Raw genomic sequence first — 14,589 nt, forward strand, 5'->3', positions numbered from 1 at the left:
AACGAATTTTGATATGAATATTTTTGAAAAAACTTTAGTTGAAGATAACGAATTAGCTTGGGATGTTTTGGGCGGAGGTGTTAGTCGTAAAATTATGACTTATGATAATGATGTGATGTTAGTAAAAGTTGCTTTTGAAAAGGGTGGAATTGGTGCTTTGCATTATCATCCACACAAACAAATTAGTTATATCGCAAAAGGCAAATTTGAAGTGACCATTGGCGAAGATAAAAAGATTTTATCTGAAGGCGATGTTTATTTTGCTCCTTCAAATATCACGCACGGAGTTGTTTGTTTGGAAGAAGGACTTTTAATAGACGTTTTCAATCCGATGAGAGAAGATTTTGTTTCTTAGGTATGAGGTCTTAGGTATGAGTTATGAATTATGAATTTGTACATCATAGAAACTCACAAAAAAGGCTTTTAGGGAACTTAATATCCTAAAAAGCCTTTTTTGTAAACTCTAAACTCTAAACTCTAAACTCTAAACTCTAAACTCTAAACTCTAAACTCTTACTTCGCTCCCTTCATTAAAGGAATAGCATTTTTCAATACTGCTTTCACGAAGTGAACAAAAAGCGGAGCTGGATTAGCTACATTAGATTTATATTCTGGGTGAAATTGAACACCAATAAAGAAAGGATGGTCTTTAATTTCAACAACTTCTACCAAACCAGACTCAGGGTTAATGCCTGTTGGAGTCATTCCTGCCGTTTTAAATTGCTCTAAATAAGCGTTATTAAACTCAAAACGGTGACGGTGACGTTCTTGGATATTTAATTTTCCGTAAATAGAATGTGCCAACGAGCCTTTTTCTAATTTACAAGCATAAGCACCCAAACGCATTGTTCCACCTTTGTTTGTAACAGATTTTTGCTCTTCCATTAAATCAATTACAGGGTTTGTCGTTTCTGGATTCATTTCAAATGAATGAGCATCTTCTAATTTCAACACATTACGTGCGTATTCAATCACGGCACATTGCATTCCTAAACAAATACCGAAGAATGGAATTTTGTTTTCACGAGCAAATTTTACAGCGTTAATTTTTCCTTCGATTCCTCTTTCTCCAAAGCCGGGGGCAACTAAAATACCGTCAAGTTCTTCTAATTTTTTTTCATAACCTGCATCAACCAAATTCTCTGAAGAAATCCATTTTACGTTTACTTTTGTTTCATTAACAGCTCCAGCATGAATCAAACCTTCAGCAATTGACTTGTATGAATCTTTCAACTCAACGTATTTCCCAACTAAACCAACTGTAATTTGCTCCGTAGGATTTTTAAGTTTACCCAAGAAGTTTTTCCAAGATTCAAGGTCAGCGTCTTTATCGTTGTAAATATCTAATTTATATAAGGCACGTTGGTCAAGTTTTTCTTTTCTCATCAACAACGGCACATCATAAATCGTCTCAGCATCAATTGATTCGATAACGTCATTTGGAGAAACGTTACAGAAAAGAGCAATTTTACGACGCATCTCAACAGGAATTGGGTGTTCCGTTCTACAAACAATAATGTCTGGTTGAATTCCTAATTCAGATAAGGCACGAACTGAGTGTTGAGTTGGCTTTGTCTTTAATTCACCTGCCGAAGCCAAATAAGGCACAAGCGTAAGGTGAATAAAAAGCGTATTTTTCTCGCCTAAATCCCACTTCAATTGACGAGCAGCTTCGATGAATGGCAAAGATTCAATATCTCCTACACAACCGCCAATTTCTGTAATAACAATGTCGTAAAGTCCTGTTTCACCCAAAAGCAAAATATTACGTTTGATTTCGTCGGTAATATGAGGAATTACTTGAACCGTTTTTCCTAAATAATCGCCACGACGTTCTTTTGTGATAACATTATTGTAAACACGACCAGTTGTAATATTATTAGCTTGAGATGTTGGAACTCCCAAAAAACGCTCATAATGACCAAGGTCAAGGTCGGTTTCTGCACCGTCGTTGGTTACGTAACATTCCCCGTGTTCATAAGGATTTAACGTTCCTGGGTCGATGTTAATGTATGGATCAAATTTTTGAATTGTTACCGATAAACCTCTTGCTTGTAATAATTTAGCGAGAGAAGAAGCTACAATTCCTTTACCCAATGAAGATGTTACACCGCCCGTAACGAAAATGTATTTTGCGGTTTTAGGTTGCCCTTTGCCTGACATGATTAATAAATTTTATTTTAGTCGAAAAGTCTTTAAGTCGATGCTCATAAGTATGCACAAAAGCACTAATAAATTACCCTGTTGAGATAATTTTGGCAATAATCATACATTACGAATGGAGACTTTAATGAATAGAAACTTAGGAGGAGGAATATTCCGCAACCTGTTGTTACGGGATACAAAGTTAGGACATTTTTGTTGAAGTAGGTAGTAAAAGCAAAGGTTTTGAGAAAGAATTTGAAAATAGAATTCTTGAAAATGTGATAAACTTAAAATTAAATTATTATTAATCAGATGGTTATGGACAGAATCGGTGCTTGAAAAGTTTTGAATAATTTTACGGAATTATCTACCATTTGGCGGACTCTTTTAAGGTTACACTTCTCCGAAGTGGGTACGAGAATTTTCACTATATTCTACAAAGGTTGAACCTCTCCGAGGTATAAATCGACACAATTTCGGAGAAATTCAACCTTTGTAGCACAAGAATAGCCTCGAATTACGGGCTTCGGAGAAGCCTAACCTTAATTCCGCCAAATAGTAGATAATTCCGTAATTTTTTAAATGAAACTCAAAAACTAAATAAAATTAAATTGCTCTTGTAATAATAAAATCCTGAAAATAAATATTTGATTTTCAGGATTTTATTATTCAAGTTTCGTGAAAATATTTGTTGATATTGCTTCAAATGTTTTTTCAAGAAGGATATTCAATTCGTTCGCCTGTTTGTTTATAACCTTTTTCTTCAAAGATTTTTTTCCTTCCTTCGCTTATAAAGCCAATTCCATAAGCTAATAATTGTACAAAAACGGCTATAATACTTAACAAGCCAACTTTTATACTTTTATTTTTTAATGTAGAGTCGATGAAATTGAGCAAAACGTAGATGCCTAATAGAATTATGGCAAGATAAAAAAGTGGAGTGTAAATGAAATATAAAAAAGGAATTGAAAAACAACCCAAAGTAAAAATCATGGGGAAGGTATGCACTAATTTTAATTCTTTCGGGAAAAAGCGACTGATATTTATTCGTGCTTTACCGAAGAATCTCAATTGCTTATAAAATTGAGAAAAACTCGTTCTACGTTTATGATAAATGAAGGCGTCGTAAATTAAACCTGATTTAAAACCTAAAGAAATAGCTCGGATTGAAAACTCAATATCTTCGCCCATACGAGTGATGATGAAGCCTTTTGTTTTTTCATAAACTTCTCTCGAAAGTCCCATGTTGAAACTTCTTGGATGGAAAGTCCCGCCCAAATTCTTCTTACTTCCTCTGATGCCACCCGTTGTAAAAATGGAAGTCATGGAATAGCTAATTGCTTTTTGGATTGGCGTAAAATTTGGATGGTCACGGTCGGGACCACCATATAAATCTAAATAGTTGGTATTGAGTTGATTTTCAACTATTTCAAGATAATTTGATTCGATGAGTGCGTCAGAATCCAAGATAATGAAATAATCACCTTGGGCATATCTAAAACCAGTATTTCGTGCAAAACCTTGTCCAGTGTTTTCTTGGAAATAATAATGTATTTCTATTTTATCTTGAAATTTATCAACAACGGTATCACATTTTGTAACTGAACCATCTTCAACAATAACGATTTCAAAGTTTTTATAAGTTTGTTTTACAAGGCATTCCAATAACTCTTCAACTTCATCGGGGCGGTTATAAACGGGAATAATTATCGAATATTTTCTGGTCATTGTGGTAACACAGACTTCAGTCTGTTCCTTAGTAGTGGACAGGCTTTAACCTGTTTATATTTTGGTCTTTTTTAGTATCGACTTCAGTCTGTTTTTTAGTAGCACAGGCTTCAGCCTGTTTTTATTTTACGTACAGACTAAAGTCTGTGTTACGTTTAAAGGCTCAATTTACGCTTTTAATGATTGTTTTAAAAATCCTATGGCAATGAAATATTGAGCCATAACGTAAGTTCCCATTACTAAAAAAGTCGAAGCTGGAATTTTATAAGCAAATTTTTCGATAGCCAAAAATGAATCTGACAGCACAAATAGCATTGCTCCAACAAATACAAATCTGAAACTTTCGGTAGTTGTTTTTCTTTCAGAAGCACAAATTGCCATTACACAAATTGCCAACATATAAACCAAAACAGGAATCAATAATTCTTTATTGACGTGAGGGTAAATCAGTGCAAATAGTGAAATAGAAAGAATTGGAATGAAAATTCGGGCAGAGATATTGGCGTCTTTTTTTGTTCTACTAAAAACATAAATATAAAAAAGGTGTGTCATTAAAAACGAACCTAAACCTAACATGAAAAAAGTTTCTCCCGAAAACATCAAAAATACATCGCCCAACCATGAAAACGTAAATGCCATGAGCATTAAAACATCTTGCTTTTCAAGTGGTTTTTGGGCTTTTAGATAATAAAAAAGGATAATGGAAAGCATTATTAAAGGTTTTGTGAAAAATACGCCTTCCCTAAAACCGATTGTTCCTGCTATAATTTCAAGAATGGAAATTATAGCAAAAATGTAGGTAAATGTTTTAGTTTTCATGGTGGTTAGGATATTTTAAGAGATAATGCAATTTACTGATTTTACATTTATTCTGAACTAAGATTTTTAGATTAAAAGATTTTACTCAGCTATGAAATTAGATTACCCAACTTTTTAAAAGTTGGGTAATCTTTAATATTCACTTTTACCCATAAAAAAGCCTCTACTCATTGCTGAATAAAGGCTTTTGAATTAAAACTTCAATGTTGCTGGAAGGTATTTTTTCAATAACTCTTCGTAATATGGTTTTAATGCTTGCGTATCTGGAGGCGTTGGCAATTTTGAGTATAAATCATAAGGGTTAAATTTCTTCACCCACTCAAACATAGCGTGGTCGTGTTCGTCCATTAAATGCTCATAAGCATTTTCACGGTGTTGTGAATAGAACGAGTGATAACGAATCATGTATAGTGCTTCTTCTGGTAAATGGTCTTTTACCATTTGATACAAATATTCATCGTGTCCCCATGACATATTTACGTTTTTTAAACCGCAATTAGGTTCATAAACGCCATATTTCGTGTTATATTTTGAATCGTGAGCATCTGGATTGGCTTCAAAATATTCAGAATAGACAATTTTATCCGAATGTTTACAACCTACTGGGAAAGTATCGCCAACAACTGCCCATTGAGCTTCGCCGAAAAGACAAAGAACTTTACCCATATCGTGTAAAAGACCAGTTAGTACAAACCAATCTGGATGACCATCAGCACGAATTGCCTCAGAGGTTTGTAACAAATGTTGCCATTGGTCGAGAGAAGTATCAGGGTCAGAATCATCAACCAAAGTATTCAAGAAATCGAAGGCTTCCCAAATTGGCATTTCGGTTTTGTTAAATTTCAAAAACTCAGCTTGTTTTTCTTTAACGAAATCGTAAGTTTGAAATTTATGATTCAATCTATAAAATTCACGAACAGTATCTCTTTCGGGATTATCGTAATTGCGATATTCTTCTTTCGCTTTTTTAGGAGCATCTTCTTCTGGATAACGCAATAAAACATCATCTTCCCAAACGTCAAGGCTTGATAACGGAGCAATTTCTTTTTCTGAAAATTCCATGAGGATAAAACCGAAAACGGCTAATTGTTAAAATGTAAATATTCTTATATTCAAAGTTATAAATTATATTAAATAAATTCAATCGTAAAATCCTAAAACAGTCTAAAAATAAGACAATTTATATATGCAAACGTTTGTAATTGTTGCATGAAAAATCGTTTCATTTATCACAAAAGCGAATTTTTAAAATAATCTAATCTATGTGAGAATTAAATTGTCCCAAAATCTTGAATCTGTACGCTTCAAGTGACTTAAAATTTCAGAAAGCATACTTAAAAAAGGGCTTGTGCGTTTAATTGATGAAACTCAAATTTTAAATCATAAAATTCAACTTTTTAGTTTTTTATGATTAGTACCACATCAATAATCCTACTTATATGCTTGCTAAAAAACTTCTTTGCTTTTTATTAATCCATTTTATTGGTTTTCAATTAGTTGCTCAAACGCCTTCTTTGAGCCAATTATTTTATCCAAATATTACCTTGAAAACCGAAATTATGCCCGATGCTTCTATGAATAACGGACATCAATTTGGCTTAAATAGAAGTTCAGCATTGGGAATAATTCCTTTGAGTACAGAAATTTCGGCGGGAATTGGCTTTGGTAAAAAAGCGGATATTCAAGCAAAGCACAGTTTATTGATTGCTAATCTTGCCCAAATCAATACGACTATTGATGGAAAAGAACAACCCGACGGGGGCTATAAAACAATGGGTTTGACGTATGTGCAATTGAAGGCGAGTTTACGAGAAAAATTCTGGGTTTATGGCGTTGGGGGAGGTGTTACACAATCCAATGAAACGTTTTTTAATCCACAACCGTATTTTTATGGAGGTGCAGCCCGACTTCGTATTTTGGGTTTAAGAACACAAATTCTTTATGGAACAGCGATAGTTTACAGTCAGAAATTTAGAATAATTCCTATTTTTGGTTTTACAAAAGCTCTTGGCGATGATTGGAAGGTTTCGGGAATATTACCATTTAGAGCAAGTGTAACTTATAAAGCAAATCAATGGTTGCATCTTGATTTCAATACCGTTTACGATGGTTTTAGTGCTGGTTATCAAGAATATAGTGCGACGGAGAAGTTAGTGCGTCGTCAAAATTATCAACACGTAAAGTTTACATTATCTGCCAATGCTCATATTTTGAATGTATTTAATTTAGGGGTTGAAGGTGGATTGACGGCTTTCCGTCAGGTAAAAACATTTAATACCGCAAATGAAAATTTGGTAACATCCACGATGCCGGCAACACCATATTTAGGATTAAGTTTAAGATATATTACCAGTAAGTCAAAATTATCATCAAAATTCATGAAAGGCACTGGTATCGACTTTTAAAATTCCCTATGTTTTAAACAAAATCCCAGATTTGTAAAGCAATTTATAGATTTGGGATTTCTTGTATAAATACAATTAATAGTAGCATTTTTTGCTTGTTTGCTTTTTTGGCATCTCTTCAAATAGTCATATTTCCCGCAAAGTATTTCCGACATATCTACACATTATAAAACTTGGTCGAAATATATTGATATTGTGCAGTAAAACGGGATAAAAGGTTATTCTCTTCAAGTTACCTTTACATTATAATCAACGATGAATAATATATTCAATTTAAGAAATGAAAAACACTAATCCACTATTGGTATTTCTTACTGTTATAGTCCTTTGTGTGAGTTTAACAGGATGTAGTAAAAAGAAAAAGGAAGATTTAAGTAAAAAAGAAGACAAACCTGCCATTGTTGATGTCATTATAGCCTCACATCAAGGTATTAGTTCAATTACAGAGGCGAATGGTTCAATCGTTGCCAACGAATTTGTAGAACTCCATACCGAAGTGAGCGGACGTATTACCTATCTCAACATTCCAGAAGGGGCAAATGTTGCTCAAGGAACTGTTTTGGCACGTATTAATGATGCCGATTTACAAGCACAATTGAATAAAACCAAAGTTCAATTGGAGTTAGCCCAAAAAACTGAACAACGTTTGGCTAAACTTTTGGCGGTAAATGGTATTTCTCAAGGTGAATATGACACCGCATTAAATCAAGTAAATAGTCTGAAAGCAGATTTAGCTTATACCCAAGTTTTAATTGATAAAACGGTGTTGAAAGCTCCATTTAGCGGTTTAATTGGTCTTCGTCAGATTTCTCAAGGTGCTTATGTTTCTCCAACAACTATCATTGCTACGATGCAACAAGTCAATAAACTGAAAATTGACTTTACCGTTCCAGAAGAATATTCAGGGATTATCCGCAAAGGTTCGGTGGTAGAAGTTGCCGTAGAAGGACAAGGCAAATCTCGTTGTAAAGCCGTCGTGATTGCTCGTGAACCACAAGTAAATCAAACTACCAGAAATTTATTGATTCGTGCTTCGCTTAGTAATTGTTCTGCCAATCCCGGAACTTTTGCAAAGGTATATTTCAATGCAGGCTCAGCTCGAAAAAGTATCATGGTACCAACAAATGCCATCATTCCTGATGATAAAAATAAAAAGTTAGTCATTGTGAAAAATGGCGTTGCCAATTATGTAGTGGTTGAAACAGGCGTGAGACAAGAAGGTTCTGTGGAAATTACAAGCGGAATTGCAGACGGCGATTCTATCGTTGTTGACGGTGTATTATTTGCTCGTCCTGATAAAGCTGTTAAAGTTCGTAGCGTGAAAAACTTGTAATAGAACTTAGAACAAGTAGTATATTTTTTGAGCGATAGGAGGGCAACAGAGTCTAATCAAATATTGTTTAGTTAAGCTGATTAACTTCCCGAAAGTTTGTACCAAATAAATTCTTTAACTAAGCGACATTGGAGTCTAATCTGTTTGTAGGCTTCACGGGAAAGATTCTCGTGCTACATAAAACTCACTATATGCTAAAGTTATTTTTCTTTGTAGAAAATCAAATCATTGCTTTAAAGCTGATTTAATCCATCATATTCATGAATATTTCAGAATTATCATTAAAAAGACCCGTATTTGCTACGGTGATGAATATTCTAATTATCCTTTTTGGGGTGGTTGGTTTTTCATTCTTAGCAGTACGTGACTATCCTGCCATTGACCCGCCCATTGTAACCGTAAGAACGGCATACACAGGGGCAAACCCCGATATTATTGAGAATCAAATTACCGAACCATTAGAAAAACAAATTAATGGTATTCCCGGAATTCGCTCAATTACTTCGTCGAGTACCTTAGGGAGTAGTTCAATTTCGGTTGAATTTAACTTGGACGTACCCTTAGAAGCCGCCGCCAGTGATGTACGAGATAAAGTTGCTCAAGCAGTAAGAAGTTTACCGCAAGATATTGATGCCCCACCAGTGGTTTCAAAAGCCGATGCCAATAGTGATTTTATCCTATTATTGGCGATTCAAAGTAGAAGTAAAGGTTTATTAGAACTCAGTGATTATGCTGAAAACGTACTTCAACAACGTTTTCAAACAATCAATGACGTAAGTGGGGTAAATATTTTGGGTCAAAAACGCTATTCGATGCGTGTTTGGCTCAAAACGGACAGAATGAACGCTTACGGTTTGTCGTTTACGGATGTTCAAACGGCTCTTGCTCGTGAAAACGTAGAATTGCCAGCAGGGAAAATCTACGGAAGTAATACCGAAATGACGATTCGTGCTTTGGGAAGATTAACAACTGAACAACAATTCAGAGATTTAATCATTCGTCAAAGTGTTGATGGAATTGTTCGTTTAGGAGATATTGCAGGCGTTGAATTAGGTCCAGAAAACTTAGAACAAAGTTGGAAATACAATGGCGTTTATGCCGTTGGTTTGGCGGTTGTGCCACAACCCGGAGCAAATTATATCAAAATCGCTGATGAATTTAACAAGCGTTTAGAGGAAATCAAGAAAGAAAATAAGTCGGACATTGAGTTTAAACTATTGATTGATAATACCAAAAACGTGCGTCGTTCTTTGGAGGAGGTTGAAGAAACCCTAATTATCTCATTCGGATTAGTTGTATTGGTTATTTTCTTCTTTTTCAGAAACTGGTTAATTGCTATTCGCCCATTGATAGATATTCCAATTTCATTAATTGCGACTTTCTTCGTGATGTATTTGTGTGGATTTACCATCAACGTTTTAACACTTTTAGGTATCGTTTTAGCAACAGGTTTAGTAGTTGATGATGGTATTGTTGTAACGGAAAATATCTTCCGAAAATTAGAACAAGGTTTGCCAATCAGAAAGGCAGCATTAGAAGGAAGTAAAGAAATTTTCTTTGCCGTAATTTCTACTTCTTTAACCTTAGCAGTGGTGTTTTTACCTGTAATTTTCTTAGAAGGTTTCGTGGGTCGTTTATTCCGTGAATTTGGTATTGTAGTAGCAGGTGCGGTTTTAATTTCCGCCTTTGTGTCGCTGACAATTACGCCTGTTCTGAATGTGTATTTAACTCGTAAAAAAGCGGGACATGGTTGGCTTTATGACAAAACTGAACCTTTCTTTACAGGAATGGAAAGTGGCTATCAACGTATTTTGAAAGGCTTTATGCGTGTGCGTTGGATGGCTTGGGTGGTGGTTTTGGGTTGCGGACTTTTAATCTGGTTATCGGGTAAAAATCTGCAAAGTGAAATTGCTCCGATGGAAGATAAAAGTAGTGTTCGTTTTACCATTACAACGCCCGAAGGTTCAAGTTATGGATACACACAAACGGTTTCTGACAAGGTTACGAATTACTTGAATGATTCTATTCCAGAAAAGGATTTTGTGTTTAATGCCATTCCCGGTTTTGGAGGAACAGGCGGAACAAACTCTTCTATTGCACGTATTGGTTTAGTTGACCCAGATAAACGTGAAAGAAGTCAAGACGAAATTGCCAAAACGCTCAATAAAAAACTGAGCAAATTTAATAATGCTCGAATTTTCGGAATTCAAGAACAAACGATTTCTGTTGGATTGGGTTCTCGTGGTAGTTTACCTGTGCAATTTGTTGTTCAAAATATTGATTTTGCTAAAATTAAAGATGCTTTGCCGAAATTTTTGGAAGAAGCACGAAATGATAAAACCTTCCAAAACGTCGATGTAAACTTGAAGTTCAATAAGCCTGAACTTTTAATGACTTTCGACCGTATCAAAATCAAAGATTTGGCATTGACTACCCAAGATGTAGTGAGTGCGGTACAAGGAGCATTTAGTGGTAGAAGATTGGCATATTTCACGATGAATGGTCGTCAATACGAAGTAATTGCACAGGTAGAAAGAGATGAGAGAACGCAACCAAGCGATATTGAAAACCTGTTTGTGACTAATACTCGTGGTGAAAGAATCCCGTTAAGTGCCGTTGTTAAGTTAGAAGAAAGTAGTAATCCTTCAACACTTTATCACTTCAATCGTTTGAAATCGGCAACGGTTTCAGCGTCATTAGCAGAAGGCAAAACGATTGGTGATGGTGTAAAAGCCATGCAAAAAATTGCAGATAAAGTTTTAGATAAATCTTTCCAAACGGCTTTGAGTGGACCTTCACGAGATTATTCTGAAAGTTCTTCAAATACGGCTTTTGCTTTTGGATTGGCACTTACGCTTATCTATTTGTTGCTTGCTGCACAGTTTGAAAGCTTCAAAGACCCATTCACAATTATGATTACTGTGCCTTTAGCTTTGGCGGGTGCGTTAGGGAGTTTATGGTTTTTTGACCAAACATTAAACATTTTCTCTCAAATCGGGATGATTATGTTGATTGGTTTGGTAACTAAAAACGGTATTTTGATTGTAGAATTTGCCAACCAGAAACGAGAGGAGGGAATGTCTAAATTTGAGGCAGTTGTAGAAGCTTCAACGCAACGTTTGCGTCCGATTTTAATGACCAGTTTAGCCACTTCTTTAGGAGCATTACCAATTGCATTGAGTTTGGGAGCGGCTTCAACGAGCCGTGTGCCTTTGGGAACGGTAGTGGTTGGAGGTATTTTATTCTCCTTAGTTTTGACCTTATTGGTAATTCCTGCCATTTATACATTTATTTCAAGTACAAATTATGTAACTGAGGAATCTAAATTGGCTCTTGAAGAAGATGGAACAACAGAAGCCCATTAAGTCGTAATGATTAATCTTGGAAAATATTGACAATTAATTAGTTATAAGTATTAGGAATAAATTATTTGACATTATGTAGTGGCGTATAGCATACACCAATGTTTTGACAATTTTGGCGTATGCTATACGCCACTACATAATAAACTGACATTAATATTATTAAATAAATTATTCTCGATACTTATTTTCGCTCATTATTAAAAATATGAATATCTCATTGAAATATATAAGTCTATTTTCTTTTTCTGCATTATTAATGCTTGCGAATAATGGATTTGCTCAACAGCAAATAACTTTATCACAAGCTGTTGAAATGGCTTTAAAGAATAATTTAGACATTCAAATTGCCAAAAATAACATTACCGCTGCCAGTATCAATAACCACATTGGCGTGGCAGGAGGTTTACCAACTGTTACAGGAACGGCGGCAACTAATGAACAATTGACAGGTTTGAATCAAGAATTGAGTAATGGAACTGTGACTAATCGTACTTCTGTTGCCTCAAACAACTCTAATATTGGCTTCACCGCAACGATGATGCTTTATAATGGAGGACGAGTTTTAGCAACGAAAAAGCGTTTAGAAGAACTCCAACATTTAAGTCAAGACCAATTGAATATTTCTATACAAAATGTCATTGCAGACGTGATGTTGAAATATTATGTGGTAGTCCAGCAACAAAATTTTGTGGCAACACTCCAACAATCTATTGTGGTTTCTAAACAAAAATTAGATTTAATTGAAGCTCGCCGAAGTGCAGGATTGTCAAATGATGCAGAATTATTTCAAGCTCAATTAGATTTAAATGCTCAAAATCAAGCATTACAATCTCAAAATGTCATAATTGAACAAGCAAAGGACGATTTGTTACGTAGTTTAGTAATGTCACCCAATACCGAAATTGTCATAAAAGATACCATTTTAGTAGATAAGGCTCTGCAATGGGAGAATATTCAAGTTAGTTTGAAAAATCATCCGAGTTTATTATCTGCCGAAACCCAAATTGGTATTAATAAAATTATTGAAAAAGAAGCAGAAGCAAGAAGGTATCCAACGGTTAATTTGAACACAGGATATAATTATGTGCGTAGCCAAAGTGCGGCGGGTTTTACATTATTGAACCAACAATATGGTCCATTTTTAGGGGTAAACGTGACTGTACCGATTTATGCAGGAACTAATAATATCCGTCAGATTCAAGTAGCGAAAGTCAATACTGAAAATGCTCGTTTGCAAAAAGAAGTAGTTTTGCAGAATTTTAAAAATACTGCGGCAAAGGCTTGGGAAAGCTTCACGGCAACATTGAGTTTGATAGAAGCAGAAAAACAAAATTATGCTTTAGCAGAGAAATTATTGAACGTCATCACTCAACGTTTTCAATTAGGACAAGCAACGATTATAGATATTAAACAAGCTCAGCAAAGCTTTGAAAATTCAGGTTATCGCTTGAATAATTTGAGTTATAATGCCAAAGTTGCAGAAATAACACTGAAGCAATTAGCAAGTCAATTGGGTAATTAGTAACACAGACTTCAGTCTGTAAGTGGTTTTTACTTACAGACTAAAGTCTGTGTTACTTATAAACCGCAACGGCAATTTTAGAATCAGCCGTTCCGTAGTATAAAAAATAACGATTTTTAAAATACACCATTCCTTCAATAAATACCACTTGATTAACCTGTCCGTTCAACTCATAATCTTTTTCTGGTTTCATAAAATAATCGTCGGTTCTGGCAATAACCTTTGAAGGGTCATTTTTATCCATCAAAATTTGTCCAGCACTGTACGCATCTGGAGGCAAACCAGCAAAACCACCTTCATGCAAATTCATCGAGTTATAAAGTAATAAAATTCCATTTTTGGTTATCATAGCAGGAGGTCCAGATTCTACCAAACGACTATCAAATTTGTCTTTTCTTGCCCCGAAAATAGGTTTGGGCTTTCCGTTTGAATCTTCTAAAATATCCCAATTGAGTAAATCTTTTGAACTCGCCAAGAAAATATCAGTATCGCCAAAATACATCCAATATTTTCCATTTACTTTGGTTGCTATCAATTTTTCGCCAACTCTTTTACAGATAATTGCTCCTGATTTTGACCATAAATCTCGATATTTTTCTTGCTTGAAAGCCAATCCATGTTTCTTCCATTGCTGTAAATTAGACGACGATGCCACACAAAGTCGAGCTGTTTTTCCATCATAAGTTGTGTAGGTTACAAGGTACTTACCTTCGTTGGTTTCAACTATGCGTGGGTCTTCGCAACCGCCTGCCCACTCGTAAGGTTTCATGAAGTCATTTTCTGGAAAAAGTACGGGTTTTGCTTGTCTTTTAAAGTGAATGCCGTCATTACTTACTGCCAAACCAATACGAGAAGTTCCATCGACAGACTTGAGCGTATCTTCGGCTCTGTAAAGCAAATAAACTTTGCCATTGCGTACCACTGCCGCAGGATTATACACGTCTTTTGCTTCCCAATTCACGGTTTTTTTACTGACGGGGCAATAGAATGTAGTATTTTTTACGGGCAATAAAATCGGATTTACAACATCTTGTTTAATAAATGGTGTTAAAGTCCAATTGGGTTGTTGGGCAAAAAGATTTGCGACTCCTACACAAATTTGCAGGAGTATTGAAAAAATAATCGGAAGTATGTACTTAATGTCGCACGGGTGAGGTTTTTTCGACTCAAATTTAACCTGCGACATTAAGTATATACTTCCGAAAATAATCGAATTTGATTTCATAATTTGAGATTGTTGATGGAATATACTTTTGAAAATAGTCTAAATTT

The 14,589-nt window shown here is 35.0% G+C and carries 10 protein-coding genes; 5 read left to right on the forward strand and 5 right to left on the reverse strand.

The annotated features are described in order from the left end of the window. The first annotated feature begins 13 nt into the window (after positions 1-13). On the forward strand, positions 14-355 hold the full coding sequence (locus LV89_RS10195) for a cupin domain-containing protein (RefSeq protein WP_109742791.1): 342 nt from the start codon (positions 14-16) through the stop codon (positions 353-355). A 158-nt stretch (positions 356-513) separates the two neighbouring features. On the opposite strand, the gene pyrG is transcribed toward LV89_RS10195, so the two are convergent. The 4 genes from pyrG to LV89_RS10215 form a co-directional block, all read right to left on the reverse strand. Next, complete coding sequence (gene pyrG / locus LV89_RS10200; protein WP_109742792.1) at positions 514-2,163, reverse strand: CTP synthase; 1,650 nt, start codon at positions 2,161-2,163, stop codon at positions 514-516. Between the two features lie 696 nt (positions 2,164-2,859). Continuing rightward, entirely contained in the window at positions 2,860-3,873 is a 1,014-nt protein-coding gene (locus tag LV89_RS10205) for a glycosyltransferase family 2 protein (RefSeq protein WP_109742793.1), read from the reverse strand. Between the two features lie 168 nt (positions 3,874-4,041). Beyond that, positions 4,042-4,692: a lysoplasmalogenase gene (locus LV89_RS10210; RefSeq protein ID WP_109742794.1), complete on the reverse strand. Its 651-nt coding sequence runs from the start codon at positions 4,690-4,692 to the stop codon at positions 4,042-4,044. Positions 4,693-4,884: 192 nt separating this feature from the next. After that, a complete protein-coding gene (locus tag LV89_RS10215) occupies positions 4,885-5,754 on the reverse strand; it encodes an inositol oxygenase family protein (protein ID WP_109742795.1) in 870 nt (289 codons plus the stop codon). Between the two features lie 377 nt (positions 5,755-6,131). Between LV89_RS10215 and LV89_RS10220 the strand changes: the two genes are divergently transcribed. The 4 genes from LV89_RS10220 (at position 6,132) to LV89_RS10235 (ending at position 13,317) form a co-directional block, all read left to right on the forward strand. Beyond that, entirely contained in the window at positions 6,132-7,097 is a 966-nt protein-coding gene (locus tag LV89_RS10220) for a hypothetical protein (protein ID WP_109742796.1), read from the forward strand. Positions 7,098-7,377: 280 nt separating this feature from the next. Next, the gene (locus tag LV89_RS10225; protein WP_109742797.1) at positions 7,378-8,430 is read left to right on the forward strand and encodes an efflux RND transporter periplasmic adaptor subunit; all 1,053 of its coding nucleotides are present in this window, start codon (positions 7,378-7,380) and stop codon (positions 8,428-8,430) included. Between the two features lie 260 nt (positions 8,431-8,690). Next, positions 8,691-11,795 carry an efflux RND transporter permease subunit gene (locus LV89_RS10230; protein ID WP_109742798.1) on the forward strand — a complete coding sequence of 1,035 codons (3,105 nt, stop codon included), beginning with the start codon at positions 8,691-8,693 and terminating at the stop codon, positions 11,793-11,795. Between the two features lie 205 nt (positions 11,796-12,000). Next, positions 12,001-13,317 carry a TolC family protein gene (locus LV89_RS10235; protein WP_109742799.1) on the forward strand — a complete coding sequence of 439 codons (1,317 nt, stop codon included), beginning with the start codon at positions 12,001-12,003 and terminating at the stop codon, positions 13,315-13,317. Positions 13,318-13,369: 52 nt separating this feature from the next. Here the strand turns inward: LV89_RS10235 and LV89_RS10240 are convergent, their stop codons facing one another. Further along, positions 13,370-14,542 (reverse strand): glycoside hydrolase family 130 protein, encoded by a 1,173-nt coding sequence (locus tag LV89_RS10240; RefSeq protein WP_229201500.1) that lies wholly within the window; start codon positions 14,540-14,542, stop codon positions 13,370-13,372. Between the last annotated feature and the right edge of the window lie 47 nt (positions 14,543-14,589).

It is taken from the genome of Arcicella aurantiaca (assembly GCF_003148625.1).
Classification (GTDB): Bacteria; Bacteroidota; Bacteroidia; order Cytophagales; family Spirosomataceae; genus Arcicella; species Arcicella aurantiaca.

What these genes read in the sequence shown, in the direction of transcription:
- LV89_RS10195 (WP_109742791.1), top strand. Translation starts at nt 14, where the DNA reads ATGAATATTTTTGAAAAAACTTTAGTTGAAGATAACGAATTAGCTTGG.
- LV89_RS10220 (WP_109742796.1), top strand. Translation starts at nt 6,132, where the DNA reads ATGCTTGCTAAAAAACTTCTTTGCTTTTTATTAATCCATTTTATTGGT.
- LV89_RS10215 (WP_109742795.1), bottom strand. Translation starts at nt 5,754, where the DNA reads ATGGAATTTTCAGAAAAAGAAATTGCTCCGTTATCAAGCCTTGACGTT.
- LV89_RS10240 (WP_229201500.1), bottom strand. Translation starts at nt 14,542, where the DNA reads ATGAAATCAAATTCGATTATTTTCGGAAGTATATACTTAATGTCGCAG.
- LV89_RS10235 (WP_109742799.1), top strand. Translation starts at nt 12,001, where the DNA reads ATGAATATCTCATTGAAATATATAAGTCTATTTTCTTTTTCTGCATTA.
- LV89_RS10210 (WP_109742794.1), bottom strand. Translation starts at nt 4,692, where the DNA reads ATGAAAACTAAAACATTTACCTACATTTTTGCTATAATTTCCATTCTT.
- LV89_RS10225 (WP_109742797.1), top strand. Translation starts at nt 7,378, where the DNA reads ATGAAAAACACTAATCCACTATTGGTATTTCTTACTGTTATAGTCCTT.
- pyrG (WP_109742792.1), bottom strand. Translation starts at nt 2,163, where the DNA reads ATGTCAGGCAAAGGGCAACCTAAAACCGCAAAATACATTTTCGTTACG.
- LV89_RS10230 (WP_109742798.1), top strand. Translation starts at nt 8,691, where the DNA reads ATGAATATTTCAGAATTATCATTAAAAAGACCCGTATTTGCTACGGTG.
- LV89_RS10205 (WP_109742793.1), bottom strand. Translation starts at nt 3,873, where the DNA reads ATGACCAGAAAATATTCGATAATTATTCCCGTTTATAACCGCCCCGAT.